Here is a 26,437-nt window from a genome sequence, read left to right on the forward strand (position 1 = left end):
TTACCTTTGCAGCATGGAGCAGCAAATTACTTTTAATGATCTTAATCTAAACACACCACTATACAACGCCTTGGGTGACTTGGGTTTTGAATATCCTACACCTATTCAGGCGCAAGCTTTTAATGTTGTAGCATCAGGCAAAGATGTGGTTGGTATAGCACAAACAGGTACTGGTAAAACCTTTGCTTACATGCTTCCCATCTTACGTCATTTAAAATACTCTAAACAAACTAATCCACGAGTTTTAATTTTAGTTCCTACTCGCGAATTAGTTGTTCAAGTTGTTGATGAAATAGAAAAACTTGCTGCTTATATTAATGTAAGAGTTTTAGGGGTTTATGGCGGAACTAATATCAATACACAAAAACAAGCTGTGGCTCAAGGTCAGGATATTATTGTTGCTACTCCAGGACGTTTGTTCGATTTAGCAGTAAGTCATGTTTTACAATTAAAGTCCATTCAAAAGTTAGTTATTGATGAAGTTGATGTCATGCTGGATCTAGGTTTCAGACATCAATTATTAAATATCTTTGATATTCTACCAGAACGTCGTCAAAATATCATGTTCTCGGCAACAATGACTGAAGATGTTGATGAGTTGATTACCGATTTCTTTATCAAACCGCAACGTGTAACCGTTGCCGTATCTGGAACTCCACTTCATAATATTGAACAACAACGCTATGATGTTGCCAATTTTTATACTAAAGTCAATCTATTAGAACATCTTTTAGACGATACTGAAACTTATAATAAAGTACTGGTTTTTGTAGCGTTTAAAAAATTAGCCGACTTACTATTTGATCAATTAGAAGAACGTTTACCTGGACAATCATGTGTAATCCACTCTAATAAAACACAAAACTACCGACTAAGAAGTATTGATCAATTTAGACATGGAGAGCATCGTATTTTAATTGCTACAGATGTCATGGCTCGTGGATTGGATATTGAGAATATAAGTCATGTGATTAACTTTGACACACCTAAATATCCAGAAAACTACATGCACAGAATTGGTAGAACTGGTCGTGCAGAACAACAAGGACACGCCCTTACCTTTTCTACGGAAAAAGAACAGGAAGCCATTGAGATGATTGAAAGCTATATGGATAAGAAGATCACTCAATTAGATTTCCCTGAGACTGTTGAAATCTCAAAACAACTCATTGAAGAAGAGCGTCCGCAAATACGAGAACGTAACAACCCAATAAAGCGACGACAGGATGAAGATGCTCCAGGTCCAGCGTTTCATGATAAGAAAGACAAGAATAAAAAAGAAAATCTGGGAGGTTCTTATAAGTTTAAAATTGCTGCAAAATACAAAAAGCCAAAAACCAGAGGTGATAAAAATTACAACAAGCGAAACAAGCGTAAATAATTTGTGATGAGAGTACCATTATTAATCCTGATATTTTGCATTTCAATCCTTACATCACAAGCTAATACAAATCCCATTTGGGGACAAACTGGTCATCGTGTGGTTGGAGCGGTTGCAGACCAACATTTAAAAGGAAGTACTAAACGCAAGCTTAAAAAGTTACTTAATCATCAGTCTCTAGCACTTGTATCTACATTTGCCGATGAGATAAAAGCTGATGCACGTTACGATAAATTCAAAGCATGGCATTACTTGAATATGCCTTTAGATGGCACTTACGAATCTTCTGAAAAAAATCCAGAAGGCGATCTGGTTACTGGTATAGATTACTGCATCTCCATAATTACAAATGATAATACTTCAAATGACGATAAAGCGTTTTATCTCAAGTTACTCATTCATTTGATAGGTGATTTGCACCAACCTTTTCACATTGGTTTGAAAGACGATCGTGGAGGAAACGATTTTCATGTGCAATGGCAAACCAGAGACTCAAACATGCATAAAGTTTGGGATACGCAGATTATTGCATCTTATGGTATGAGTTATTCAGAACTAACTAATAACCTTGATTATTTAACAAAAGCCGAAATAAAAGCCATCAAAAAAGGAAGTATTTTAGATTGGATTAGTGAAACCCATCAATTAACCAAAGTGGTTTACAACTCGGCAAAACAAGGAGACAACTTAGGTAATGCTTACTCATATAAACACCTATCAATGGTGAAGCAGCAATTGCAAAAGGCAGGCATTCGATTGGCAAGTATACTGAATACCATTTTATAATGTAATACTTTAGTCATATGGCTTTGGCACTCAAAATCCCTTCTCAAATTAATGAAAAGGGATTATAGAAAGCCTGAGCAAACTAGATCATGATTGACATATTAATCTATAACCCTAGATACCTAGTCTACAACTTTTATCTGACTTTCTACTATATCTTTAATAGGGACGATAAGCTTTCCTTCAGAGTTTTTTAACACTACCGAAATATTATCAATAGCATCAATTTCAAATGTTTTATTTTCGAATTCTATTTTCTTTCCAACTTCAAAGGTTTTTCTAGTATAAAATGTTCTGAGTAAATCACCAACAACCTCTCGCGCACCTAGTCCAAATGCTAAAGCAAAAGCTAGTAAAAATGCAGCAAGAATCATGGTTAAATTACTTGTAATGATATCTGTATTAACACCAGCCTGATTAAGAGCAGTTATAGAGATAAAAATGAGTAATAAGAAAAACACAACCTGACTTAGCATTTTACCTCCAGACAGATCCATGGATTCGAACAAAGATTTCAACCCTTTTTTTACAAAATTCGCAAAAAGCAAACCTAGTATGAATATGACAAGCCCAACAAATAATTGTGGTAAATAGCTTAAGAAATCACTTATCTTTTCAGATAAGATTTTTAAATTTAAGATATCAGACACCATGATTAACAGCATGATGTAAATAACCCATTTCACAAATGTGGAAATGATTTTAATCGTATTAAAATTAAGCTGTTTTCCCTCTACAATCTCAATTTCATTTAATTTTTCATCGAGCTTATCAACTTTAGCAAGCTTGAGCGCTTTTTTAATAAGTCTGACTACTATTTTGGAAAACAACCATCCAAAAATTAGTACAATTAAAGCACCTATAATACTTGGAAATATTTTTGTAATCTCTAACCACATTGTAGTTAATGATTCCATAGCAATGTTCTTATACTCTGTAATTTTGTCCATGATTTATAGTTTAATAATTATATAGCTATTATTTTTTGTCTCTTCTACTGATAACCGTCTCTATCACATCTCCCAAATTGTATGAAAATAGCTCTGCTAGTTCCATTATTAATTTAGCAATGGCAATGTCATTCATAACCTTTGCTTTCAATTCTTCAGGAACTGACTTCAATGGCTTATCTATATCTCTAAAAGGATTTTCCATTATTTAAGGTTATTAGCATAAACGGTTAATAATTTATCTTTAGCACGCTTGATTCTCATCTTTACAGCGCTCTCCCCAATACCTAAAACCATCTCAATTTCCTTTATAGAAAGGTTATCTTGATATTTTAGTAAAAGTATCATCTTCTCATCAGGTGATACAAGTTCCAATGCTTTTTTGAGTTTGTCAACTCTCATATCGCTAAAATCTGATTCATCTTCATCCTCTGATATATTTTCTATATCAGTATAGTCAACAGATTGTTTTTCAAATTTTTTAGCTGTACTTCTAGTCACATAATTTACACAATGGTTATAAGTAAAGGCATATAACCATGTAGAAAATTTAGACTTCCCTTTAAAACTGGCTAATTTAACAAAGAGCTTCAAAAAGACATCTTGTGTTAAGTCCTTAGCCTCATCTGCATCTTTAGCAAAACCGTAGCATTTATTGTATACTAAAGTTGCAAAACGATCATACAATACTTCAAAAAGTAGGGTATCATTGTTCTTTACTATAGCACTTACCAGCTCTTCGTCTGATAGTTTCATAATGTCACTAGAGGGTTGCAAAAAATTACAGATTGGTTTTAATAGGTTTCTAGTTAAGACACTAAAATTTATGTGAAGTCACACAATTTTCGAACTTGTATGTTAAATTTATGAATATTAATCATAACAGAATAAAATTGGATATAAAAAAAGCGAACTTTTTAAGCTCGCTTTTTTTTATAATAAACATAATTTTTACTTCTATGTGAAATTATTGTAGAACACATAACTCCTACTTTACTTCCATTATCGATAGCAGATTACAAATATAAGCCTGCACAAGTTTATTGACTTCTTTTACCTCAAGTATAACTTTTACTTGTCTGGTAATTCAGGAATGTAAACAACATCAATTTCTATATCATTTCCATATGTTAATATAATTGAACATAATGCGGAAACACGCTTTCCGTTGTGAACAGCAGGTTTCATTACAGGCATTTTTCTAAGCACTCTCAGGATTTCTCCTTGAATGGTCACTTCTGAATCTCTAACTTTCATTCCAGTCAGGTTTCCAGATTCATTGATTATAAAAAAGACGTCTACTTGCTTTGGTTCTGAAAGATTTAATGCTTTGAACAGCTTCAAGTTAAACTCCCGTTTTATGAAAGTTGATACTTTATTACTAAAACACTTCATTGTTTCTTCTTTAGATAATTCCTCACAACCCTCAAAGACAGGTACTAAATCCACATCTTTTAATATCATCCTATTATCAGGATTGTGATTTCCCAAACCATCTTCATAAGAAACGATGCTGCATAAACCTAACAATGCCTGTTCCTCTTCTTCAGAAATATTTCCTTGTACCATTATTTGCTGTTGAACAGCATTGATTTTCATAATCAATTCACTTTCTGACGCATTATTATCATCCTTACAAGAAATCACCATACAAAATAACACAAGTATAAGTGCACTATTTTTAAGAGTAACTCTCAAAAATTTAAATGACAAATCATTTCCTTCAATTTTAAATCTCATATACATATTTTTATGAATTAGCTTCTGACTTCAACCGTAATCTTAGTACTATTACACCTATTCTAGTGATGATAAACGTAAGTAGACCAAATGTGGCTGTTAATAGCGAGATTTTAAGACCTCCTGCAAACATAGCTGGATCAACATTCCCCATAGCTTCCAGAGAATCAAATGCTGAGATCAATCCAATAACAGATGCAAAAAATCCCATAACTAAACCAAGTAATCCAAAATCAACTGCTAGTTTTAATGATTTATATGCTAATGACAAAGATTTATTTGCATTCATAAAACCTCTAATAATAAAAGCTAAGGATACTAGTAAGCAAATTAAAATAAGCGTCATAAATAATGGACCGCCTTCCACATATAAGTTTGCCGCTATTGGTTGAAAAAAGATTCCTTTTAATGTAATTGATAGTGTATTCATAATGTTTAAATTTAATTATAGTTTTTTAAATAATAATGGTTCGTTTTCTCCTCTTGTAAATCTTACCAAACCTGTTTCAGGATAAAAATCCAGTACCACACCAAGTGTATCAAAGGTGAATTGGTGTTGCTTGGTAGGTGTTAGCTCTTTGAGATCGCTTTGTTCTGGTGCTCCAAGCAAAATATTACCTTTAGCTTTAAAAATAAGTTTGTATGGTACTTCATCGCAGGCATATTCTCCTACATAGAGCTTAACCTGTTCTTCTGTGAGTTCAATTCTTGTAAAGTTGGGTAGTGTAATTGGTTGTCCGTGACTAGCAGCAAAGGCAGCCAACATAATTCGCATTTTACTAAAATCTAATCCGTTAGCCACTAATGCTAGTGTTGTTTTAGTTTGTGGTACATGCACTAACATCGACTGGAATCCATCAATACCTCCTTCACTGGCATAAAGGTCAACACCATTCATGTTAGCATAAAAGAGACCATGACAAACTTCGTTATTATTTGTTTTTTTCATCACTTCAAGACTAGATGACGTTATCAGTTTTCCATTAAAGAGTGCATTCATAAAGATGACTAAATCGCCAGATGTAGAGACTATTGCTCCTGCACCTCCTGGATTTGACATATCTGTTTCTGGTAAAATATTCCACATCTTGTCTTCAAATACATATGAATGACTTTCATTATTATCAGAATTTATTTTTCCGCCGTAATAGGTATGCTCCAATCCTAACTTCTCTACAATTCTTCTATTCAAGCATTGAGCAAACAACTCTTTATCTAATGCTTCGATAATATATCCTAATAATAGATAATTAGTATTGCTGTATTCTGTTTGCTCTCCAGGCTCAAAATCTAAAGCATAGCTTTCAATTCGCGTCAACATTTGCTTTTTTGTTGAGGGCTTTAACATCCAGTCGCCAAAATCCGGATGATTAGTTATATTATACAAACCACTACTGTGATTAAGTAAGTTTGAAATTTTAATTTTTTCAGAACCTGGAACTTTTGGATAAAACATTGAAAGTGGTGTCTCTAAAGTAATTCGACCTTCTTCAATAAGTTGGAAAATCATGACAGCAGTAAATGCCTTAGAAATAGATCCTACTCTAAATCTGGTGTTTTCATTATTTTTTATTTCCGCATTCACATTAGAAAAACCAACCGATTTACTAAAAACTTTTGAATTGTTACTAGTAATGGTCATTGTAGCCATTAGCTTGTTATTATCTTCCAGAATATTTAAAAATTTGTTTAATTGATTGAAATTAGGTTCTTGAGAAAAGCAACTACAGGACAGGACTAAAATGATTAGACTTAGCTTTTTAATTGATGATATTATCATGATCTGTTGTTTTTTGATTATGACCCAAAACTAAGTATAAGATCTTCACAGAAATTTTTTTTGCGACCAACAACCATTTTAAAACCTGATATGACATAGATGTAGAAACCCTTGCTAAATTGGTTGTTTGTCTCTAATTCGTGCTTTCAGTTTAAAAATATAGTATTATTGTAGTGCGTATTAGATATGTTTACAAAACAATTCATTTTAAAAAAAACTGGACAACTACTTTTACACCTACTGTTTTGGGTTGGTGTTCTCTTTTTCTACACGTATTTCTTTGGTGTAAATAGCAGTAGATATGAGGATAGTTTTATGTTCTCGCTTTTTTTGATGCCTATAACTATTGCAACAACTTATGTTGCGACTTATAAATTAATTCCAGACTACCTTATTACCAAAAAATATTCGCGTTTTGCGCTTTACAGCGTGTATACGTTTATCATTTCAGCGTATCTAATTGCTGTATCTATATTTTTTAGTTTGATCTACATTTCAAATTTTGAATATTCTGAAATGAATCCTGCAACAAAAAACATCATTTTTATTAGTACAGCAGTATATTTAGTGGTTTTTGTAGTAAGTGGTTTCAAACTTTTAAAACTCAATCTAAAACAGGCTTCTAAGACCAGAGTTTTAGAAACCAAAATATTAGAAACACAACTCAAATTAAAAGAGCAGGAATTAAATTACCTCAAAATGCAAATTCATCCGCATTTTCTATTCAACACATTAAATACCATGTATGGTTTTGCTTTAAAGAAAGCCGATGAGACACCTGATATGATCTTAAAACTATCTAACCTTTTGGATTATTTACTCTATCAGGCAGAAAAACCGTTTGTACTCCTTTCAGAAGAAATTGCACATATTAAAGATTATATCGAACTGGAAAAAATGCGTTTTAATGATAAACTCGATATTCACATAGATGTTGATACCAATTTGAAAGACATTACAATTGCGCCTATGCTCCTACTTCCATTTGTAGAAAACAGTTTTAAGCATGGCAGTATTCAAGATGATGTTTTATCAATTAGTATTATAGTAACTACTGATTCGGGCAAGATACATTTCAGAATAACAAACACTAATACAGAGCATAGTTCTAATACAGGAGGTTTAGGTTTAGAAAATATAAAGAAACGCTTAGAGTTGTTATATCCTGATCAATATGAATTAAGTATAGATAACACCAATGATATGTACAGTGTTTCACTACAATTAAAACCACAATGACATGCATAAACCTCACAACATATCTTGCTTAATTGTTGATGATGAAGCTATCGCCAGAGAGATCATCGAAACCCATTTATCAAAATTTCAAAATGTAAACGTTGTTGCAAGCTGCAGTAGTGCTTTGGAGGCTTTTAATCACATTAGTAATGATACCATTGATCTTATATTTTTAGATATTAATATGCCTGAAATTTCTGGTATTTCATTTGCGAAATCTATCAATAGAGATGTTAAGGTCATTTTCACAACAGCCTATAGAGACTATGCTGTAGAAGGTTTTGAATTAAAAGCTGTGGATTATTTACTGAAGCCAATTTCGTTTGAACGATTAGAAAAAGCCCTAAATAACTATTATGAAATTTATGGTACTAAGGAACAAAACACTACTTCTGGTTACTTTGAATCAGAGTTTATGTTTGTACGTTCTAATCGTAAAATGATAAAGATAGATTACGATGCCATTATCTATATAGAGAGCTACAGCGACTATCTTAAAATACATCTCAAAGACCAAACAATCATTACAAGAGAAACAATCACTGCTATAGAGGCTAAGCTACCTAAGCAGCGGTTTTTGAGAATTCACAGATCTTATATTGTAGCTGTTTCTTGCATTCAATCGTTTACCAATGAGCACATTACAATTAATAATATTGCAATACCAATAAGTAGAAGTTATAAGAAAGAAGTGCTCAGACATTTAGAAAAATTTTGAATACTATTCAATAAAACCGTATTTTAGACGTTGCCTTATAAATTGCTATACTGTTAAACGTCAGCTTAATGAAAGATTACCTACACAAAACTATACCTAATCTCCAACCTTTTAATTACGCTCGTCATTATGATGATTTGTTTATAGACCAGCAATGGGTTTTAGTAAATGGGATTTCAGAAAAAAAATCTATTTATACGTTTAAAGCTGATAATATTCTTGAAATTTCAAGAAAGGAATCTGTTATAGAAACCTCCTGGACACTCAATATTAATAATGTATTTTCTATTGAAACTGAAGACGGACTTATAACCGTTAAAGCCTATTTTAAAGATGATGATGTCTTGGTCTTAAACCATCAAAATAAAGAAGAATTTGCATTGTTTATCAATACTACCAATTATGATCAAGATCTGGATTCTGTAGCAGATGTTCAAAATTTCTTAAAAGAAAAGTACAAACAGAAGGTCTCAAAACTTATCTATGGTCATGAGTTCTATTATATTGAAAAATCGGAAGAATTTGGACCATATACTGTAGAAGCGCTTTCTGAAAAGGTAAAAAAAGAAAAGATAAGCGCCTATTGTTTTGTTCGCGATGTCAATGAATATGATTATAGCAAACGACTACGAATTTATGATCTCATAAAAGAATTATAGTCTACTTATTTCTTCTTCAAGTGGCTTTCAATGTCACTTAAATGAAGACTCAATGCACGAATTGAAATTTGAATCTCTCTGACCAGAAGTGCTAAAGACAATAGCAACAAAATCAAAGCGATTCCAAAAATCCAAACGGCTAATATGTGATAATCGATGTAAATTAAGAACATCGTTAACACACAAAGCAACAAGCTTACAATTCCAAATATTTGCATCCATCTGGTAAGATTGAGTCTCAATTTTAAATTTTTAATCTGAGCTATCAAAGAGGCATCCATTTTCTCCAGATACCTATCGTGTAAGTTTCTAATCACAGCTGCATAGGCTAAAAAACGATTGGTATACGCTAGCATGATTAATGAAATTGCTGAAAATAATAAAGCAGGTGTTGTAAGGGTCAATTCTTCCATAAAAGCTAAATTAGCTATTATTTAGGTTTTAAGGTCATCACATAAGCATAACTTTCATTGAAATAATCAACTAGTAATTGTTTATTACTATATAAAGCTTCAGGAACTTTCACATAATCACGCATGACAGCACCATAAGAGCGATACTCTGTAGCATTATATTTTTCTTTGAACTCTTTTTGAGCATCTTTAGACAGACGAATACCAATTTCGGCATCTTTATTTAACAAGGTAAACATATAGCCGTTAGCAGAGGTGTAAATCATTTTTTTGCCTTTGCGTTCAAAATCTGGACATTGTTCGACGATGCTATCGTAAAATTTTAGTTGGTCTTCCCACATGATTTATGTACTATATAATTTAAAGATAAAGAAAACAAGATGAAACTTATATTAACTGTTCTCTATTTTGATTAATTAGTAATTGTTGTATAGGTCTCAAGAATTTAATCATCTTTAATATTGGCTTCTATTAAACTTAAAGTATCTTTCAAAAAACGCATAATAGCGTTTTCATTTACAGTAACATAAGATTGATTCATGTAATAATCAAACAACATACTATCAACTTCTAGGCTTGACAGGAAAGCCGCGTAATTTTCTTTTGGAACTTCTAAAGGTTGAATACTAATATTGCGTTTGTAATCAGATCTGTTCATTGAAGCGTCTACATTTCGCAGTGGAATGAACTTGTACAATATTCTGGGTACATTGTTTACCCAATATTCTCTTCTAATAATAATGTCTTCCTTGTAATCGTCAAGTTCACCAGTCCACTGGTTTAGTGCATATTTTAATTTAGAATCTCTTATGATTTCCAGATTACCAGAAGATGTAATGTCGTTCATAACACCTAATCGTGCATCAAATGTGGCGTAATTGTACATTTGCCCTAGTAAACTATCAATAGTTTTGGTTTCAAATGCGTTTGTATGGTCAAAATTCATTAACGCAACAATGGCATTCAAAGACTCTTCATTTAAAGCATGGTCAAACTCGAGTTCTTTTATATTTTGCTTGAATTCTTCCCTTAAACTCAAAAGGATTTGCTGTTCCTTCTCTATATCTTTCTGCTTTTCATTCCAATTATTGATTTGTAGTGCAATCAGGATTCCAATAACTACTAATAGAATCTCTCCTATGGCGTATTTAAAGTATTTACCCATTTGATTTTGGTTGATTAGTGAGCGACGTATATGACGGAAGAATTTAATCATTGATAGTGATTTTGTTATTTTTCTTTTCTCTCAATTTTTATTGTGCGAATAGTTTTCTCAATAGCCTCCTTAGTCTTATTGGCAAATCCTACATATACACCTGTAAATCTCATAACGAATCCAAGTTGGTCTAAAAAGTCTTTATCTGATAATCCATTTCCATCATAACGCTGGGTTGTAATCATATTATCTATGTATTTACGACTTTCCCATTCAAGTAATTCACTCCGCTGATCGTTGATTTGCCCAACATAATTGATTCTCTTATAATAATATTCATAGAGGTTAACTATCTCACTTTTTAAAGTGTCGTTTTCTAAATTCTCAATCATACCTGTTCCGCTGGCCGTTTTGTATGCACCTGCTACAGGAAAAAACGTCCAATTTCTCCCTATATCGATTTGATAGTTTTTATTGTTTTCAAGTATTTCATTCTGTTTGGATTTGTTACCAAGAGAAATCAACTTTTTTAAACCTTTCAGCCTATTTTCTTGGACTTCAATAATTTCTGTTATAGTCAATAAATCATTATTTAAATCAGATTCCAAACTACTTAGAAAGGTATTAACATTGCCTTGTGTCTTTTTATTTTCATTCCAATTATTAATCTGTAGTGCAATAAGAATACCGATGACTACAAGCAGAATTTCGCCTATGGCGTATTTAAAGTATTTACCCATTTGATTTTTTTCAATTAAAGATTTACGAATATGACGAAAGAACTTTATCATAGATTTTATTTTAAGGTTTCTCTATGATTCGTTAAGTCTTTTAGCACACTGTGATTTTTGTTTTGCAGAATTTCAATTTGATTCTTTACATTGATTGACAACCCTCTTATTAGCTCAAAATGCGCTTCCATTTTTGGGTTTTTAAAAATAGCTTTCATCTCTCCTAGAGTTGATGTCGAGTCGTACGGTTTTAAAGCTTCATAATATTCCAATTCCAGAGGTATGATATAATCTTGAAGATTCTTATTCAACAGTTCTGTTGCACGATCCATCATAGTAACTAAATACGCATATTGCATTAATTCTTCTCTTAACTCTAAGTTGCTTATTTGCTTAAAATCTTCAGTATGATTGCGTATGAGATTAGAACCATCATTCAATTTCACGAATGGTGAAAGCTCTCCAGAGTAGTAAATTTTACTGTAAGCATTGCTAGAATCTTGGTTAATTGCAATATAATGCCCAAAAAGGGTATCAATATGTATTGTACCTTCAATTCTAATATCAAATAAAAGCGAGTCTGCTTTGGCCTGACTAATCATTTTATCAACCATCTTGTACTCAGCAATAGTGTTTTTTCGGTTTTCGTTCCAGTTGTTGATTTGTAGTGCAATAAGAATTCCTATTACAACTAATAGAATCTCGCCTATGGCATATTTAAAGTATTTACCCATATGATTTTGGTTGATTAGTGAACGACGTATATGTCTAAAGAATTTAATCATTTCAAGATTTGTCTAATACTAGTTTTAATTCTTCAGTAATTTCGTTGAGGGTTTCTATTGACATTTTTAAAACAGTTACATAATTGGCATACCTTGAATTGTAGTTATTGATAACGTGATACCTGTATTCTTTACTGTTAAGAAAATAATCTTGCAGTGCTGCACTACTATTATTTTGCATAATCGTTTTACTCATATATTCTGGATACCAATCATACTTATCCCTAAATAGCGTCATTAAATCTTCAATCTCTTGATTAATAGCTATCTCTAAATTGTCAATAATTATGAGCTTCATTTGGTCATAAGCTTCAATTATTTTAATAGACAAGCTGTCATTGGTATTCATCGCTTTTAATTGATTTACACCTGTTGTATTCAAAGTTGTGGCTACTGGATTTGCTACTACTAATCTTGATAATCCAACATCAAATAAGTCTGGAGTAATAGAATCATTAATCACTCTTTTAAAAATATATTCTATGCTATCGTGATGTTCTACAATTGCAGTCAATTCTTCTATATCACTATTAATATCTGCTAAGGTGCGCTCATATACAGCCATTAATTGTTTTTGTTGACGTCTGTTTTCATTCCAATTATTTATTTGAAGTGCTATCAGAATTCCTATAACAACAAGTATAATTTCGCCAAAGGCATAGATTAAATATTTACTGAATTTGTTTTCAGAAAGAAGTCGTTGGCGTATTCGCCTAAAAAATTTAATCATAATTTACTTTGTCATTTCGACATGAGGAACATAGTGACATTTGAGAAATCTCATTTTTGAGATGTCTCGACTGCGCTCGACATGACAGCGATAAAAGCAAATTAGGTTGATGGTATAAATTGAGGTTGGCAACTATTTGTACCTAAAGATATTAAAATGTTACAGACCATAGAAATATCCTACAAAAAAAGCGAACTCTATGAGTTCGCTTTAAATTATATTAACTGTAGAGATTCCTCGACTATGCTTACGCTAAAGCTTCAGCGACACACGTACACTCGGAATGACAGTCATTGTTTACTAAACGTGTAAAGCACGATCGTCAGTAGCTGCTAATGCTGCTTCTTTTACTGCTTCGGCAAATGTTGGATGCGCATGAGACATACGTGAGATATCTTCGGCAGAAGCTCGATATTCCATAGCTACAACTGCTTCAGCAATCAAATCGGCACAACGTGCTCCAATCATATGGATACCTAACACCTCATCTGTAGTTTTATCGGCTAAGATTTTTACAAATCCATCAATATCACCTCCTGCTCTTGCTCTTCCTAGCGCTCTAAACGGAAATTGTCCAGCTTTATAGGCTACTCCAGCCTCTTTCAGTTCTTCTTCAGTTTTACCTACAGCCGCAACTTCTGGCCATGTATATACCACTCCAGGAATCAGGTTGTAATCAATATGTGGCTTTTGTCCGGCTAAAGTTTCAGCAACAAACACACCTTCTTCTTCAGCTTTATGAGCTAACATCGCACCTTTTACCACATCTCCAATAGCATAAATATTACTCACGTTAGTTTGTAAATGTTCGTTAACTTCAACCTGACCTCTATCGTTTAATTTTACTCCAGCAGCTTCGGCATTTAATCCGTCAGTGTAAGGTTTACGTCCAACAGATACCAGACAGTAGTCTCCTTTAAATTCAACCACTTCGCCTTTTTTATTCTCAGCTTTCACAATCACCTCATCACCTTTACGCTCAACAGATTGCACCTTGTGAGACATCATCATTTTAAATTTCGCCTTTTTAAAGACTTTATTCAATTCTTTAGACAATCCTGCATCCATAGTTGGAAGAATTCTGTCCATATATTCGATCACAGTTACCTCAGCACCTAATCGTCTGTATACTTGTCCGAGCTCCAAACCAATAACTCCTCCACCAATCACAATCATGTGCTTAGGGATTTCTTTAAGTTTTAAAGCTTCTGTAGATGTAATAATACGCTCTTTATCCAAAGTGATAAATGGTAAATTAGCTGGTTTAGAACCTGTAGCAATAATGATGTTCTTAGCTTCAATCTCTCCAGCATCTTTTCCTTCGATCTTAATGTGCGTAGCGTCTTTAAAACTACCTAAACCTTCATAGACATCGATATTATTTTTCTTCATTAAGAAATCAATTCCACCAGTAGTTTGGTCTACAACTGCTTGCTTACGACCAATCATCTTTTCAAGATTTACCTTGATATCACCAGGGATTTCGATACCGTGTTCTTCAAAATGCTTAGTAGCCTCTTCATAATGATGAGAGGATGCCAAAAGTGCTTTACTAGGAATACAACCTACATTTAAACAGGTACCTCCAAGTGTAGAATATTTTTCGATTATTGCTGTTGTCATGCCTAATTGAGCGCAACGGATTGCTGCTACATATCCACCAGGACCAGAACCAATTATTGCTACATCGTATGATTTCATAAGAAAATATTTATCAGTTTTAATAAAAATGACTACAAAAATACGACTTTGATTTCTGAATTACTATCGTCCTGAGATGAAATTATCATCAATTCGTTTTAAGACGGAAAACCCAACATACTCCCCATACCAACAGTAAATAACCAAGAACCATAAATAGCATGTTCTACAGAAACCATAAGTGTTGATGTTGTTTTTTTAAATGTGAAAGCAAAAAGAAGACCTCCAACAAAGGTAAGTATTATAACGAGTCCATTTCCGAAGAATAAATGCGCTAATGAGAACACTGACGCATTAAGGAACATAAATAAGTATTGGTCTTTAAATAGGTTTTGATAACGTTTAAAATAAAACGTTCTGTATATCAATTCCTGTGGATACACAGAGAAAAAGCTATAGACAAAAAGGATAATGATCCATAAAATAGGCTTGTTTAAAAGCACAACAAATAAATTGGTTTTATCTACAAACCACATATAGATTGTAGTAAGAGCAGCAATACCTGCTAATTGAAGAAGAATCCGTTTAAAAAAAGAAGACCAATCTAAATTTTTGGAGATTCTAAATTTGACTTTTTCAACTCTTAACAATACAACTATAACATATAGAAAGCCAAGAACTCCTAATACCATTTTAATCCATATTGGAAATGTTACAGCAAAGCTTACTGGGATTAATACAAAAAGAATAAAGAACTCACTGAGTTTGTAAGGTATGGATTGCATTCAATAAAGATACAGAAACAAGATTAAAAACTAATAGCTGTTGTGTGCTTTACCTCGTTGATCATAAACGTGCTATGCGTACTACCTATATGACTGATGGTTGTTAGTTTTTTAACCATAAACTCTCTAAATTCCTCCATATCTGAAACTAGTACTTTAAGTAAATAATCGTAATCACCACTAATGTGATAACATTCTAAAACTTCGTCCAATTTAGCGACTTCATTTTCAAATTCTATCACGTAATCTTTACTGTGCTGAACAAGTTTAATACTGCAAAACGTTACAAATGCTTTATCAATAAGGCGTTTATCCACCAAAGTCACATGCTGTGCAATGACGCCTTCACGTTCTAGTTTTTTAATCCGTTCATAAACCGCAGTGACAGAAAGGTTTAATTTACTAGACAATTCCTTATTGGTCTGCTTGCAATCCTCTTGTAGAAAATGGAGTAATTTTTTGTCAATAGCATCCAGCTGTATCATTTTGAAAATTTTTCAGTTTAACAATTCAAATCTCAATAATTAAAGCAAATATAACTACAAAACAAATAATATATAGTTTTATTTTCTAAATAACATATTATACATTGATTAATAATCTAAAATACATGATATTTGATGTGATATTAACTAAAAACTCAAACTCTAATGGCTTTTAAACCAGCAAATAACATTCAGGACTTACAATATTTTGGCGAATTTGGAGGTGTTAATCCATCTATTTCAGATTCATCAACTTATACGTTTCTTTCAGCAAAAACCATGTTTGACACCTTTGAAGGTAATGCAGATGGTTGCTATTTATATTCGCGTCATTCATCTCCTTCAAATCTTTACCTAGGAGAGGCTCTTGCTGCTATGGAAGGTACAGAAACAGCTAATGTTTCGGCTTCTGGAATGGGAGCTATTACACCTGTTTTGATGCAACTATGTGGAGCTGGTGACCATATTGTGTCGAGCAGAACAATCTATGGCGGAACTTATGCCTTCCTCAAAAACTTTGCACCTCGTTTTAACGTCTGTACATCCTTTGTAGATATTACAAAATTAGATACCGTTGAAGCTGCTATTACAAAACACACCAAAGTACTATACTGCGAATCTGTGAGTAATCCATTATTAGAAGTTGCAGATATCAAAGGTTTGGCTGAAATAGCGAAACGCCACAATTTGAAGCTTGTTGTTGATAATACCTTTTCTCCTTTATCAATTTCACCTGTGAAATTGGGAGCAGATGTTGTGATTCATAGTTTAACAAAATTCATCAATGGATCATCAGATACGGTTGGAGGTGTAGTTTGTGGAACACAGGAATTTATTGACGATCTAAGAAATGTGAACGATGGCGCTTCAATGCTTTTAGGATCTACAATGGATAGCTTGCGTGCAGCATCAGTTCTTAAAAATTTAAGAACACTCCATATTCGTATGCAACAACATAGCATGAATGCTACCTATCTAGCTGAAAAATTTGAACAGGACGGATTAAAAACAGTATATCCTGGATTAGCATCTCACCCTTCTCATGAGTTGTTTAAATCTATGATGAACGAAAAATACGGATTTGGAGGTATGCTCACCATTGATGTTGGCTCTTTGGATAAAGCCAATGAACTTATGGAAATGATGCAGGAACAAAATTTGGGTTATCTGGCTGTTAGTCTTGGTTTTTATAAAACATTATTCTCTGCACCTGGAAGTTCTACCTCTTCGGAAATTCCTGAAGACGAACAAAAAGCAATGGGATTGAGTGATGGTTTAATTCGTTTTTCTATTGGCTTAGATGCTGATATTGAACGTACCTACAGCATGATGCGCAAATGCATGGAAGAATTAGATATATTAGCAAAAGAATTAGTGTAACAGTAAAATTTGAGTGAATTAATCTAAGCCTTTCAAAAATAATTTTGAAAGGCTTTTACATTAGTATTTAATGCACCAAACTACACTTATATTGGTTGGCCTAGTTTCATTACCTCCCTGAGTTGCTGAATCAAACGCTGGTAATGTAATCGTATGGTTGTGAGGACCATTGCTAGAGCTTGAGCTGGGCGGAATATAAATAGCATGATTGTGATTTCCAGAGTTACCTACACTAACTGTTCCACTAACACTATGAGAATGACTTGGAGCCATTTGTGAATCATAGTAAGCTCCTGTGTCTGCCAGTTGTCTAATGGTTACACTTCCTCCAAAAGATGGAGGATCATCAGCATCAATATTATTGTAATATACACGGTGGTTATGACTTCCGGCAGCATTTGTATTACCATTAAAACTTGCATTATGATTATGAACACCTGATGTATTTGTATTTACGTTAAATGGCCCTATGGTATGCTGATGTGTTCCGGCCATAGATGAAACTCCTGCTGGTGCATTAATTGTGTGCTGATGAGAATTCACAGCTCCAGTTTGCTTAGTTCCTACATTGTTGCCTGCTATACCATCTCCTCTATCAGTTCTTGTAGCAGCATCAGGATCATTACCAGAACCATCATCAAACCCTCTTAGAAATTGTCCTCTATAATCTGGCAAGTTAAACGTAGTAGATCCATTTCCATTTCCGTAGGTTGTGCCAATCACATTAAATAAATCGGCATAGGCAGTTCTACTTACGGCACTGCCATCACAAACCAAGTATCCTGTAGGAGCTGTCGCTGTTGGAAAGGCAAAAATTGCAGCAGTCGGTATACCATCTCTACTTTTATCCATGAGTCTCACCCAATGCGTACCATTATAATAATAAAATCCCGAAACATCATCCGTTTGATAGACTAGTAAGCCTTCTGCTGGTGATGTAATCGAGATACGTTCGGAAACCAACATTCTAGGAATTAAAATTCCACTATCAGTAGATGTTATTTCTAAAGCCGCTGATGCATCTGGAGTTGTTGTGCCGATTCCTACCTGTGCAAAACTGCAACAATACATCGACAATATAAAAATGAAAGAAATGTGTAAACGTTTCATAACTTAGGGATTGGTTAGGAAACGAAAATAAAAGACGAATACTTCTTTTTAAAGAATTATATTACAGATGGTAAGAAAAATTGTATAATTGGTAAGAATTAAACCACACTCAATTTCATTTAAAATTGTTTTTTATGCACTTTTTGCACTCATCGATTTATAATAAGCCAACTGATTGGTAATATCGATAGTATTACTTTGCACATCTTCTTTTAGGTCAAAATACTGATCTATGATTGCAGATAAACCATTTGATTGTTCATAATGAGATTCTAATTCTCTAAGAAACATTAAAGTCTCTAAATTCTTTTGAAGTTTCCATTTAAGCATTCTAATTTGAGAATCGAATTGACCTCCATCAAATTGATAATTGGATAATAAATCTTCTGAAATATTAGTATTATACTCTAATTGTTCAGTCTTTGCGATGAAGTTTACAACCTTGTTTACATCACTAGTGCTAGAAAACACTTCAAACACTTCATTTGCACAGGTGTAAAAAAATGATATCACATAGATTATTACAGGTGATAAATAAGGGGACATGTTCATAACGAATTAATTATTGTTATTAATTGGACACGCTAATTTGAGTAAGTCACCAGAATTCGATGTAATGTGTTTTATTGAAGCCTAACAGATATAAAAATCCGATAAAGTGCTGATTTATTGACTCTTAAGCATATTAAAATGAAGCTATTTAATTAAATTTCAATATAAAAAAGACTATATCCCTTTCATACGTTCCCATAGTGCTGATATGGTAAAACTAAAATCTTCCATTTCTGGAGCAAAGGGTTTCATGTCTAATCGGCCATTAGATTCATATAGTTTCAAATTGAAAACAGCTTTATAACCATTTCTAGTTTTGACCAGTGGATATCTTAGATCATTATAGATAAACTCTCCATCTACCGAAGGTTCAACATTATAGTAATCATTACTAAACCAGGCTAAACATGCTATATCATTTTCAAAAGTTTTAGTTTCAAGACGCTTCTTAGGAATAGTTTGCCATTCTGAAAATTGATCTGAAGTATCAAATAAAGAATAAAAAGCAACCTGATAATTATCATCGGTTTCTGCAATGCCATACCAAAGAATATTATTTAAGATGGTAGGTTGTGTGCTAAAACGGTCATACACTATTCCTTTTTCAGCTAAAGTAGAGACAAATACACGATCGATATAGAACTTGTTAAAAATGGTAAAAAGCATATATGCAGAACTTATACCTATCCCTAATTTCAACCATAAACGTCTACGCTGATGTTGTCTCTTAAAAAACATCATAATAATCATACACAACAAAAAAGGCACTGTGTAAACTAAATCAGCTACAGCAATATTATTAAATGCTACCCGATAATTTGAAAATGGAGCAAATAATTGAGTGCCGTATGGAGTAAAACAATCCAAAATAGGATGCGTAAATAAGGACCAAAAGAATAAAGAGATCCAATCTGTTCTGGTGGTTGTGTTCAATCGTTTTCCCTGATCGTATAGTTTATGAACTAACCAACCCAAAAGTAATGCTGCCAGAATTGAGAATACAATAGAATGCATAAACCCTCTGTGAAAAAGCATTGCATCAATTTCATTATTATGTAATAGGCTTCCTACCAAAACATCTAAGTCAGGTATGGTGCCTCCAATGGCCCCAAATAGTAAAGCTTTGTTTCCAATTTTCTTACCTAAAACAGCTTCTCCACATGCAGCACCTAAAACAATTTGAGTTAATGAATCCATATATCGACCAACAGTTGAATTGCAAAAATACGCATCTCATCCGATTTGCAGAATAGGTAACATTATCGTAACATTACAACACCAAAACTAAGCTAAGCACATGGAAGACGAGAATAATATTTCAGAAATCAAACTTGATGATCAAAAAATAATAGATAATACCGAATTAAATATTTGGGAAGCTCTTATTCCTGTATTTGCTTTGGTTGGTATGCTTGCTTATAATATATACGTCTATGGAGATGATGCGTTAAGTGGAAGTAATCAGTTTATTCTATTAATGGGAGCTGCTGTAGCTGCTATAGTGGGTTTCTTTAATAAGGTTAAATATAAGAGAATGCTGGAGGAGGTTGCAGAAAATGTAAAATCAACTACTGGAGCCTTACTTATACTATTAATGGTTGGTGCGCTTGCAGGCACCTGGCTCATTAGTGGTATTATACCAACTATGATCTATTATGGCTTACAAATACTGAATCCTACCATATTTCTTGCAGCATGTGTCGTAATTTGTGCTATCATTTCTATTGCCACAGGAAGTTCTTGGACCACATCTGCTACTGTTGGTATTGCACTGGTTGGTATTGGTGAAACTCTAGGTATATCGATAGGAATGACTGCAGGTGCTGTACTTTCCGGAGCCTATTTTGGCGATAAGATGTCTCCATTAAGTGACACCACAAATCTGGCGCCAGCTATGGCAGGTGGCGAACTTTTTAGTCATATTAAGTATATGGCACTAACCACAATACCTACGATAGTGCTAACCCTCATTATTTTTATAATTATAGGTTTGAATTTAGACACTACAGGCACACCTCAAATAGCAGATAAATTAGAGGCTATTGATGGTGCTTTTAATATTAGTCCATGGCTATTCATAGTACCAGTGATTGTTATTTTTATGATTGTAAAAAAGACACCTCCTTTAATTGCATTATTGTTTGGAGCACTCTTTGGAGGAATTGCCGCTATTATTGCGCAACCTAATATTGTTGCTGAAATAGCAGGTGCTGAATCCTTAAATTTTCAATCAGCTTATAAAGGAGTCATGAATGCATTAACTGTAGATACAGCAGTTACAACCTCAAGCGCCGAACTTAATGATCTATTTACTGCTGGTGGTATGAAAGGTATGTTAGGAACCATCTGGCTAATTGTTTGTGCTATGGTTTTTGGAGGTGTTATGGATGCTATTGGAGCTTTGTCCAGAATTACAGATGCCTTACTGAAATTGGCAACAACTACGTTTGGTTTATTTGCAAGCACTGTAGCTAGTTGTCTAGCCTTAAATTTAACAGCATCAGATCAATATTTAGCATTAGTAGTTCCTGGAAAAATGTTCAAAAAAGCTTATGAAGATAGAGGACTTGCGCCTGAAAATTTAAGTAGAACGCTAGAAGATTCTGGTACTGTAACTTCTGTTTTGATTCCATGGAATACTTGTGGAGCTTATCATTCAAAAGTGTTATTTGGTTATGCTGGAGCTACTGCGTACATACCTTATGCATTTTTCAGTATTATTAGTCCGTTTATGACTCTACTGTTCGCTGCATTTTCAATTAAAATAAAACAGCTAAAACCAAACCTCAGTTTTCATAGCTTTTAGATATCTAAACTATAGACTTCTCAATTTAACAAGCCTTTATTTATCAAATAGCTAAAAAAAGACCTGCTTTTTTGAAGCCATTTTTATATACTATTATTTCATAATTTAATATAATCAATACCTATTTCCAACACCCTTATTTTATAGGTAATTTTGTACAAATTAATATTAACAACTTAAACTATAGATATGGCTTTAGTAGGAAAAAAATTTCCAAATTTAAATGTAGATGCAATGAACGAAATGGGTGACACTTTTAAACTCAACGTTCTTGAAGAAGCAATCAACAACAAGAAAAAAGTATTGTTATTCTGGTACCCAAAAGACTTTACTTTTGTTTGCCCAACAGAATTACACGCGTTTCAAGCTGCCCTAGGTGAATTTGAAAAAAGAAACACAATTGTTATTGGAGCGTCATGTGATACACCTGAAGTACACTTTGCATGGTTAAATACTGCAAAAGATAATGGCGGAATAGAAGGAGTGACTTACCCAATTCTTGCAGATTCTAACAGAAATCTGGCATCAACTCTAGGAATCCTTGATATTACTAATGAACAGTACAACGAAGAGACTGGAGTAGTAACTGTCGAAGGAGACAATGTAACATACAGAGCAACCTACATTATTGATGAGGAAGGAACTGTAGTTCACGAAGGTGTTAACCATATGCCGCTAGGTAGAAACGTCAATGAATTTTTACGTTTAATTGATGCTTACACTCATGTACAGGAAAAAGGTGAAGTTTGCCCTGCAAACTGGGAAGAGGGAAAAGACGCAATGAAACCAAATGCAAAAGATACTGCTGAGTACCTTGCTGCTCACTTAAACTAATTATTATGTTAAAAGAATTAGAACAAGATAACTTAACTGAACTCGTATCACAAAATGATACCGTAATTGTTCAATACTCTGCTGGTTGGTGTGGTAATTGTAGAATTATGAAACCAAAGTTTAAAAAGTTAGCTTCGGAACATGAAAACGTCACTTTTGTGATGGCTGACGCAGAAAAATTTCCTGAATCTAGAAAATTAGCAACAGTAGATAACTTACCGACGTTCGCAACTTTTAAAAACGGAAGTTTTATTAACCAAACTCAAACCAACAAGTTTGATATTTTAAAAGATCTAGTTAATGAAGTTACCTGTAATTAAACATTTGTCACAGTTTATTGAGGACAATGATGAAGATTTCTTAGTTGAAACCATTGAAACCCTGGAGAACCTAACCGAAGTTCCTTCATTAAAAGATGAAGAACTAGATGTTATTGGAGAGTTAATCTCTAATATGTATGGTGCTTTAGAAGTTAACAAAATGGTGAAAGACGGAACATCAAAAAAAGAGGCGCTAAATGCATTTATGCAACGCGTCATGGGTTCTATTGACAACTAATATCATATTAGAATAAAAAAGCCACTTCAATCGAAGTGGCTTTTTTTATTTCTAGCAATCTATTTTATAACTTAAGAAGGTTCAATAGATTTTTAAATCCTTTTTCCAATGCATGGTCATAAGCTGTTCTTCCCTCATTATCCTTTATGGACCTGTCTGCATTATGATCTAATAAAAGTTTGACAATTTGCTCTTTATTATACATTGTTGCAAATATTAGTGCTGTAGTACCCATGGAGTTAATAGCATTGATATTTGCTCCATTATCAATCAATAACTTTGCTAATTTTTCATTTCCCTTGAAACTTACACCAATAAGCGCAGTATTTCCAGTACCATCTTGTGTGTCTATTTCTGCATTGTGATCTATTAAAATTTTAGTTGCGATTTCATTATCAAAGTATGTCGCAAAGATTAAAGGAGTGAAACCTCTTGAATCTCTGCTATTGGCTAATTCTGGATTAACATTTAAAAAAGCTTCAAGTTGCTTGTGATTTCCAGAGCGTATCGCTTCATAAAAAAGGGCTGTGTCTTTCATTGAACATGTTATTACTAAAAAAAGGAATGTGTAGTCTAGACAACCCATTCCTTTCCATACAATTATTTGAGGTTTAACTAATTACTTTAAATCGAAGCGATCTAAGTTCATTACTTTCGTCCAGGCAGCAATAAAATCATTCACAAATTTTTCCTGAGCGTCATTAGCGCCATAGACTTCACAAACAGCTCTTAATTCGGTATTAGATCCAAATATTAAATCTGCACGTGTCCCTTTGAACTTTACTTCACCTGTTCTACGATCACGTCCTTCGAAATGCGTTTCTTTGTCTGAAGTAGCATTCCATGTGTAGGTCATATCAAGTATATTTTTGAAGAAATCATTACTTAAGCTTCCAACATTATCTGTAAATACACCATATTCTGAATTGTCAAAATTAGTACCTAGAACACGCATTCCACCAACTAAAACTGTCATTTCTGGAATAGTAAGCGACATTAAATTAGCTTTATCAATTAGTAAATCTTCTGCCTTAGCGTCTACATTCGCATTTTGGTAATTTCTAAAACCATCACCAACAGGTTTTAAATAATTGAATTGCTCAATATCAGTCATCTCTTGGCTTGCATCGCCTCGGCCTTGTGCAAAAGGCACTGAGACATGATGACCTGAATTTCTAGCTGCTTCTTCAATAGCGGTGCTTCCACCTAACACGATTAAGTCGGCCAGAGAAACTTCTTTACCAAACTCTTTTTGAATACCACGATAAACACTTAATACTTTGTCTAGCTCTTTTGGATTATTAACTTTCCAATTACGCTGTGGTTCTAGAGCAATACGTGCTCCATTTGCGCCGCCTCGCTTATCAGAATCTCTATAAGTTGAAGCCGAAGCCCATGCTACTTTTACTAACTCTGAAATAGATAAGCCAGAAGCCAAAATCATATTCTTAAGGGATTGAATATCTGAATCACTTAACCTGTAGTTTACTTTTGGAACTGGATCTTGCCATATTAAATCTTCCGAAGGGATTTCTGGACCAACATATCTATCTTTTGGTCCCATATCACGATGAGTTAGTTTAAACCATGCACGAGCAAAAGCATCTTCAAATGCTTTGTGATCTTTATGGAAACGCTTAGAAATCTTTAAGTATTCTGGATCAGTCTTCAAGGCAATATCAGCAGTTGTCATCATTAATGCCTGCTTTCCTTCTCCTCCAGCTCTTGGAGCCATGCGTGCTTCAGATTCGGCAGTTGGTGTCCATTGATGAGCTCCTGCTGGGCTCTTAGTTAACTCCCAATCATAATTGAGTAAAACATCAAAATAGTCATCATCCCATTGTGTAGGGTTTGGAGTCCATGCCCCTTCAATACCTGAAGTTATAGCATCTTCTAATACTCCAGACTGGTAGGTGTTTTTCCACCCTGTACTCATTTCTGCCATGGTTGCACCATGCGGTTCTACACCGACATACTGACCTGGATCTGCTGCGCCATGCGCTTTTCCGAAGGTGTGTCCACCAGCTACTAAAGCCACAGTCTCTTCATCATTCATTGCCATTCGACCAAAGGTTTCGCGAACGTCATGTGCTGAAGCCATCGGATCAGGTTTTCCATCTGGTCCTTCCGGATTCACATAAATCCATCCCATCATTACCGCTGCTAGTGGATCTTCTAAATCTCTTTTTAAAGGGTCTTGTTCTCCATCGTATCTCGCAGCATTTTCACCCCATTCTGTTTCACTTCCCCAATATACGTCTTGCTCTGGTTCGTAAATGTCTTCACGCCCACCAGCAAACCCAAATGTTGGGAATCCCATAGACTCTAAAGCAACGTTACCAGCAAGAATCATTAAGTCTGCCCAAGATAATTTGCTACCATATTTTTGTTTGATTGGCCATAAGAGTAATCGTGCTTTGTCTAAATTACCATTATCTGGCCAACTGTTAATTGGAGCAAAACGTTGATTTCCTGTTCCAGCACCACCACGACCATCTCCTACTCTATAAGTTCCTGCACTGTGCCAAGCCATACGAATCATTAATCCTCCATAATGTCCATAATCAGCAGGCCACCAATCTTGCGAGTCGGTCATTAGAACTTCCAAATCTTTTTTTAATGCTTCATAATCGATACTACTAAATGCCTTAGCATAATCAAAATCTTTTCCGTAAGGATGATTCTTCTTTGCGTGTTGGCGAAGAATATTAAGCTTTAATTCATTAGGCCACCAGTCTCTATTTTTAGTACCAGCGCCAGCGGTTTCTTTTTGTGTACCACTTAGAAAAGGACATTGACTAGCATCGCTATTATTGATATCAAATGCATCGGTATTGTTGTTATCCATGATTAAATTTTAATGATTAATTGTTTCAGTCTTAAAGTTATGAAATTTCGCGACTAAAAAACAGCTAGGAAATATTTTAATAACCTATATTAAAATTGACAAAATTTATATTATTGAATTACTATCGTATTACTATTAAATTATATCTGTTAAAAGATTAAGGAATTATCAAAAAAAGAAAATGGATAAATCTAAGGATCAAGAATATTAAAAATGAAAAAAGCCACGTCAATCAAACGTGGCTTTTAAACAACCTAACTAAATCAATCAAAATATTATCTAGCGATAATTTTACTTTATTGTTCAACAAATATACGATTAAGTTAAACAAAACTAATGAGCATTATAAAAACTTTAACGTTTTAGTTAC

30 protein-coding genes are annotated in these 26,437 nt (G+C 33.7%); 10 read left to right on the plus strand and 20 right to left on the minus strand.

The features are described from left to right. Positions 1-13: 13 nt before the first annotated feature. Complete coding sequence (locus Q0951_RS06115; protein ID WP_299335471.1) at positions 14-1,381, plus strand: DEAD/DEAH box helicase; 1,368 nt, start codon at positions 14-16, stop codon at positions 1,379-1,381. A gap of 6 nt (positions 1,382-1,387) precedes the next feature. Continuing rightward, on the plus strand, positions 1,388-2,167 hold the full coding sequence (locus tag Q0951_RS06120; protein ID WP_299335472.1) for a S1/P1 nuclease: 780 nt from the start codon (positions 1,388-1,390) through the stop codon (positions 2,165-2,167). A gap of 122 nt (positions 2,168-2,289) precedes the next feature. Here the strand turns inward: Q0951_RS06120 and Q0951_RS06125 are convergent, their stop codons facing one another. From Q0951_RS06125 to Q0951_RS06150, 6 genes are all read right to left on the minus strand, one after another. Continuing rightward, positions 2,290-3,117 (minus strand): hypothetical protein, encoded by an 828-nt coding sequence (locus tag Q0951_RS06125; protein WP_299335474.1) that lies wholly within the window; start codon positions 3,115-3,117, stop codon positions 2,290-2,292. 28 nt (positions 3,118-3,145) lie between these two features. After that, positions 3,146-3,322 (minus strand): hypothetical protein, encoded by a 177-nt coding sequence (locus Q0951_RS06130; RefSeq protein WP_299335475.1) that lies wholly within the window; start codon positions 3,320-3,322, stop codon positions 3,146-3,148. Then, entirely contained in the window at positions 3,322-3,873 is a 552-nt protein-coding gene (locus Q0951_RS06135) for a sigma-70 family RNA polymerase sigma factor (RefSeq protein ID WP_299335477.1), read from the minus strand. The genes Q0951_RS06130 and Q0951_RS06135 overlap by 1 nt, the downstream gene beginning before the upstream one ends. Positions 3,874-4,188: 315 nt before the next feature. Next, positions 4,189-4,857 carry a hypothetical protein gene (locus Q0951_RS06140; RefSeq protein ID WP_299335479.1) on the minus strand — a complete coding sequence of 223 codons (669 nt, stop codon included), beginning with the start codon at positions 4,855-4,857 and terminating at the stop codon, positions 4,189-4,191. Between the two features lie 10 nt (positions 4,858-4,867). Continuing rightward, complete coding sequence (locus Q0951_RS06145; RefSeq protein WP_299335481.1) at positions 4,868-5,287, minus strand: MotA/TolQ/ExbB proton channel family protein; 420 nt, start codon at positions 5,285-5,287, stop codon at positions 4,868-4,870. Between the two features lie 15 nt (positions 5,288-5,302). Beyond that, positions 5,303-6,637: a serine hydrolase gene (locus Q0951_RS06150; RefSeq protein ID WP_299335483.1), complete on the minus strand. Its 1,335-nt coding sequence runs from the start codon at positions 6,635-6,637 to the stop codon at positions 5,303-5,305. A gap of 186 nt (positions 6,638-6,823) precedes the next feature. Here Q0951_RS06150 and Q0951_RS06155 point away from each other — a divergent pair, with 186 nt between their 5' ends. From Q0951_RS06155 to Q0951_RS06165, 3 genes are all read left to right on the plus strand, one after another. Continuing rightward, positions 6,824-7,876, plus strand: a complete 1,053-nt coding sequence (locus tag Q0951_RS06155) for a sensor histidine kinase (RefSeq protein ID WP_299335485.1) — start codon at positions 6,824-6,826, stop codon at positions 7,874-7,876. A 1-nt stretch (position 7,877) separates the two neighbouring features. After that, complete coding sequence (locus Q0951_RS06160) at positions 7,878-8,594, plus strand: LytTR family DNA-binding domain-containing protein (protein ID WP_299335487.1); 717 nt, start codon at positions 7,878-7,880, stop codon at positions 8,592-8,594. A 68-nt stretch (positions 8,595-8,662) separates the two neighbouring features. Next, entirely contained in the window at positions 8,663-9,253 is a 591-nt protein-coding gene (locus Q0951_RS06165) for a hypothetical protein (protein WP_299335489.1), read from the plus strand. Between the two features lie 5 nt (positions 9,254-9,258). On the opposite strand, the gene Q0951_RS06170 is transcribed toward Q0951_RS06165, so the two are convergent. The 9 genes from Q0951_RS06170 to Q0951_RS06210 all read right to left on the minus strand — a co-directional run bounded on the left by Q0951_RS06170 (position 9,259) and on the right by Q0951_RS06210 (position 15,976). Beyond that, positions 9,259-9,666, minus strand: coding sequence for a DUF2721 domain-containing protein (locus tag Q0951_RS06170; RefSeq protein WP_299335491.1), 408 nt, complete (start codon positions 9,664-9,666; stop codon positions 9,259-9,261). Positions 9,667-9,683: 17 nt separating this feature from the next. Then, positions 9,684-10,007, minus strand: coding sequence for a hypothetical protein (locus tag Q0951_RS06175; RefSeq protein WP_299335493.1), 324 nt, complete (start codon positions 10,005-10,007; stop codon positions 9,684-9,686). A 104-nt stretch (positions 10,008-10,111) separates the two neighbouring features. Then, on the minus strand, positions 10,112-10,882 hold the full coding sequence (locus Q0951_RS06180) for a DUF6090 family protein (RefSeq protein ID WP_299335495.1): 771 nt from the start codon (positions 10,880-10,882) through the stop codon (positions 10,112-10,114). A 14-nt stretch (positions 10,883-10,896) separates the two neighbouring features. Beyond that, positions 10,897-11,613, minus strand: coding sequence for a DUF6090 family protein (locus Q0951_RS06185; RefSeq protein ID WP_299335497.1), 717 nt, complete (start codon positions 11,611-11,613; stop codon positions 10,897-10,899). A gap of 5 nt (positions 11,614-11,618) precedes the next feature. After that, a complete protein-coding gene (locus tag Q0951_RS06190; RefSeq protein ID WP_299335499.1) occupies positions 11,619-12,338 on the minus strand; it encodes a DUF6090 family protein in 720 nt (239 codons plus the stop codon). A gap of 1 nt (position 12,339) precedes the next feature. Beyond that, entirely contained in the window at positions 12,340-13,068 is a 729-nt protein-coding gene (locus Q0951_RS06195) for a DUF6090 family protein (RefSeq protein ID WP_299335501.1), read from the minus strand. 300 nt (positions 13,069-13,368) lie between these two features. Further along, the gene (lpdA, locus tag Q0951_RS06200; protein ID WP_299335503.1) at positions 13,369-14,769 is read right to left on the minus strand and encodes a dihydrolipoyl dehydrogenase; all 1,401 of its coding nucleotides are present in this window, start codon (positions 14,767-14,769) and stop codon (positions 13,369-13,371) included. A gap of 98 nt (positions 14,770-14,867) precedes the next feature. Continuing rightward, on the minus strand, positions 14,868-15,494 hold the full coding sequence (locus Q0951_RS06205) for a CPBP family glutamic-type intramembrane protease (RefSeq protein ID WP_299335505.1): 627 nt from the start codon (positions 15,492-15,494) through the stop codon (positions 14,868-14,870). Positions 15,495-15,517: 23 nt separating this feature from the next. Further along, a complete protein-coding gene (locus tag Q0951_RS06210; RefSeq protein ID WP_299335694.1) occupies positions 15,518-15,976 on the minus strand; it encodes an Lrp/AsnC family transcriptional regulator in 459 nt (152 codons plus the stop codon). A 168-nt stretch (positions 15,977-16,144) separates the two neighbouring features. On the opposite strand from Q0951_RS06210, the gene Q0951_RS06215 reads away from it, so the two are divergent. After that, entirely contained in the window at positions 16,145-17,359 is a 1,215-nt protein-coding gene (locus Q0951_RS06215; protein ID WP_299335507.1) for an aminotransferase class I/II-fold pyridoxal phosphate-dependent enzyme, read from the plus strand. 60 nt (positions 17,360-17,419) lie between these two features. Here Q0951_RS06215 and Q0951_RS06220 read toward each other — a convergent pair whose 3' ends face one another. From Q0951_RS06220 to Q0951_RS06230, 3 genes are all read right to left on the minus strand, one after another. Continuing rightward, complete coding sequence (locus Q0951_RS06220) at positions 17,420-18,469, minus strand: phage tail protein (protein ID WP_299335509.1); 1,050 nt, start codon at positions 18,467-18,469, stop codon at positions 17,420-17,422. Between the two features lie 132 nt (positions 18,470-18,601). Continuing rightward, a complete protein-coding gene (locus Q0951_RS06225) occupies positions 18,602-19,015 on the minus strand; it encodes a hypothetical protein (protein WP_299335511.1) in 414 nt (137 codons plus the stop codon). Positions 19,016-19,195: 180 nt separating this feature from the next. Further along, entirely contained in the window at positions 19,196-20,218 is a 1,023-nt protein-coding gene (locus Q0951_RS06230) for a metal-dependent hydrolase (RefSeq protein ID WP_299335513.1), read from the minus strand. Positions 20,219-20,318: 100 nt separating this feature from the next. Here Q0951_RS06230 and nhaC point away from each other — a divergent pair, with 100 nt between their 5' ends. The 4 genes from nhaC (at position 20,319) to Q0951_RS06250 (ending at position 23,219) form a co-directional block, all read left to right on the plus strand. After that, a complete protein-coding gene (nhaC, locus tag Q0951_RS06235; protein WP_299335515.1) occupies positions 20,319-21,827 on the plus strand; it encodes a Na+/H+ antiporter NhaC in 1,509 nt (502 codons plus the stop codon). Between the two features lie 189 nt (positions 21,828-22,016). Continuing rightward, positions 22,017-22,661 (plus strand): peroxiredoxin, encoded by a 645-nt coding sequence (locus Q0951_RS06240; RefSeq protein WP_299335517.1) that lies wholly within the window; start codon positions 22,017-22,019, stop codon positions 22,659-22,661. A gap of 5 nt (positions 22,662-22,666) precedes the next feature. After that, entirely contained in the window at positions 22,667-22,981 is a 315-nt protein-coding gene (locus Q0951_RS06245) for a co-chaperone YbbN (RefSeq protein ID WP_299335519.1), read from the plus strand. Beyond that, positions 22,962-23,219, plus strand: a complete 258-nt coding sequence (locus Q0951_RS06250) for a hypothetical protein (protein WP_299335521.1) — start codon at positions 22,962-22,964, stop codon at positions 23,217-23,219. Before Q0951_RS06245 ends, Q0951_RS06250 begins: the two co-directional genes overlap by 20 nt. A gap of 64 nt (positions 23,220-23,283) precedes the next feature. Here the strand turns inward: Q0951_RS06250 and Q0951_RS06255 are convergent, their stop codons facing one another. Further along, a complete protein-coding gene (locus Q0951_RS06255) occupies positions 23,284-23,757 on the minus strand; it encodes an ankyrin repeat domain-containing protein (protein ID WP_299335523.1) in 474 nt (157 codons plus the stop codon). A gap of 81 nt (positions 23,758-23,838) precedes the next feature. Beyond that, positions 23,839-26,067, minus strand: coding sequence for a catalase/peroxidase HPI (gene katG / locus Q0951_RS06260; protein WP_299335525.1), 2,229 nt, complete (start codon positions 26,065-26,067; stop codon positions 23,839-23,841). Positions 26,068-26,437 lie beyond the last annotated feature (370 nt).

Origin of the sequence: uncultured Psychroserpens sp., from assembly GCF_947501425.1 — a bacterium.
Taxonomy (GTDB): Bacteria; Bacteroidota; Bacteroidia; order Flavobacteriales; family Flavobacteriaceae; genus Psychroserpens.

Coding starts and splice junctions, on each gene's coding strand:
- Q0951_RS06115 (WP_299335471.1), top strand. CDS start 14: ATGGAGCAGCAAATTACTTTTAATGATCTTAATCTAAACACACCACTA.
- Q0951_RS06120 (WP_299335472.1), top strand. CDS start 1,388: ATGAGAGTACCATTATTAATCCTGATATTTTGCATTTCAATCCTTACA.
- Q0951_RS06125 (WP_299335474.1), bottom strand. CDS start 3,117: ATGGACAAAATTACAGAGTATAAGAACATTGCTATGGAATCATTAACT.
- Q0951_RS06130 (WP_299335475.1), bottom strand. CDS start 3,322: ATGGAAAATCCTTTTAGAGATATAGATAAGCCATTGAAGTCAGTTCCT.
- Q0951_RS06135 (WP_299335477.1), bottom strand. CDS start 3,873: ATGAAACTATCAGACGAAGAGCTGGTAAGTGCTATAGTAAAGAACAAT.
- Q0951_RS06140 (WP_299335479.1), bottom strand. CDS start 4,857: ATGAGATTTAAAATTGAAGGAAATGATTTGTCATTTAAATTTTTGAGA.
- Q0951_RS06145 (WP_299335481.1), bottom strand. CDS start 5,287: ATGAATACACTATCAATTACATTAAAAGGAATCTTTTTTCAACCAATA.
- Q0951_RS06150 (WP_299335483.1), bottom strand. CDS start 6,637: ATGATAATATCATCAATTAAAAAGCTAAGTCTAATCATTTTAGTCCTG.
- Q0951_RS06155 (WP_299335485.1), top strand. CDS start 6,824: ATGTTTACAAAACAATTCATTTTAAAAAAAACTGGACAACTACTTTTA.
- Q0951_RS06160 (WP_299335487.1), top strand. CDS start 7,878: ATGCATAAACCTCACAACATATCTTGCTTAATTGTTGATGATGAAGCT.
- Q0951_RS06165 (WP_299335489.1), top strand. CDS start 8,663: ATGAAAGATTACCTACACAAAACTATACCTAATCTCCAACCTTTTAAT.
- Q0951_RS06170 (WP_299335491.1), bottom strand. CDS start 9,666: ATGGAAGAATTGACCCTTACAACACCTGCTTTATTATTTTCAGCAATT.
- Q0951_RS06175 (WP_299335493.1), bottom strand. CDS start 10,007: ATGTGGGAAGACCAACTAAAATTTTACGATAGCATCGTCGAACAATGT.
- Q0951_RS06180 (WP_299335495.1), bottom strand. CDS start 10,882: ATGATTAAATTCTTCCGTCATATACGTCGCTCACTAATCAACCAAAAT.
- Q0951_RS06185 (WP_299335497.1), bottom strand. CDS start 11,613: ATGATAAAGTTCTTTCGTCATATTCGTAAATCTTTAATTGAAAAAAAT.
- Q0951_RS06190 (WP_299335499.1), bottom strand. CDS start 12,338: ATGATTAAATTCTTTAGACATATACGTCGTTCACTAATCAACCAAAAT.
- Q0951_RS06195 (WP_299335501.1), bottom strand. CDS start 13,068: ATGATTAAATTTTTTAGGCGAATACGCCAACGACTTCTTTCTGAAAAC.
- lpdA (WP_299335503.1), bottom strand. CDS start 14,769: ATGAAATCATACGATGTAGCAATAATTGGTTCTGGTCCTGGTGGATAT.
- Q0951_RS06205 (WP_299335505.1), bottom strand. CDS start 15,494: ATGCAATCCATACCTTACAAACTCAGTGAGTTCTTTATTCTTTTTGTA.
- Q0951_RS06215 (WP_299335507.1), top strand. CDS start 16,145: ATGGCTTTTAAACCAGCAAATAACATTCAGGACTTACAATATTTTGGC.
- Q0951_RS06220 (WP_299335509.1), bottom strand. CDS start 18,469: ATGAAACGTTTACACATTTCTTTCATTTTTATATTGTCGATGTATTGT.
- Q0951_RS06225 (WP_299335511.1), bottom strand. CDS start 19,015: ATGTCCCCTTATTTATCACCTGTAATAATCTATGTGATATCATTTTTT.
- Q0951_RS06230 (WP_299335513.1), bottom strand. CDS start 20,218: ATGGATTCATTAACTCAAATTGTTTTAGGTGCTGCATGTGGAGAAGCT.
- nhaC (WP_299335515.1), top strand. CDS start 20,319: ATGGAAGACGAGAATAATATTTCAGAAATCAAACTTGATGATCAAAAA.
- Q0951_RS06240 (WP_299335517.1), top strand. CDS start 22,017: ATGGCTTTAGTAGGAAAAAAATTTCCAAATTTAAATGTAGATGCAATG.
- Q0951_RS06245 (WP_299335519.1), top strand. CDS start 22,667: ATGTTAAAAGAATTAGAACAAGATAACTTAACTGAACTCGTATCACAA.
- Q0951_RS06250 (WP_299335521.1), top strand. CDS start 22,962: ATGAAGTTACCTGTAATTAAACATTTGTCACAGTTTATTGAGGACAAT.
- Q0951_RS06255 (WP_299335523.1), bottom strand. CDS start 23,757: ATGAAAGACACAGCCCTTTTTTATGAAGCGATACGCTCTGGAAATCAC.
- katG (WP_299335525.1), bottom strand. CDS start 26,067: ATGGATAACAACAATACCGATGCATTTGATATCAATAATAGCGATGCT.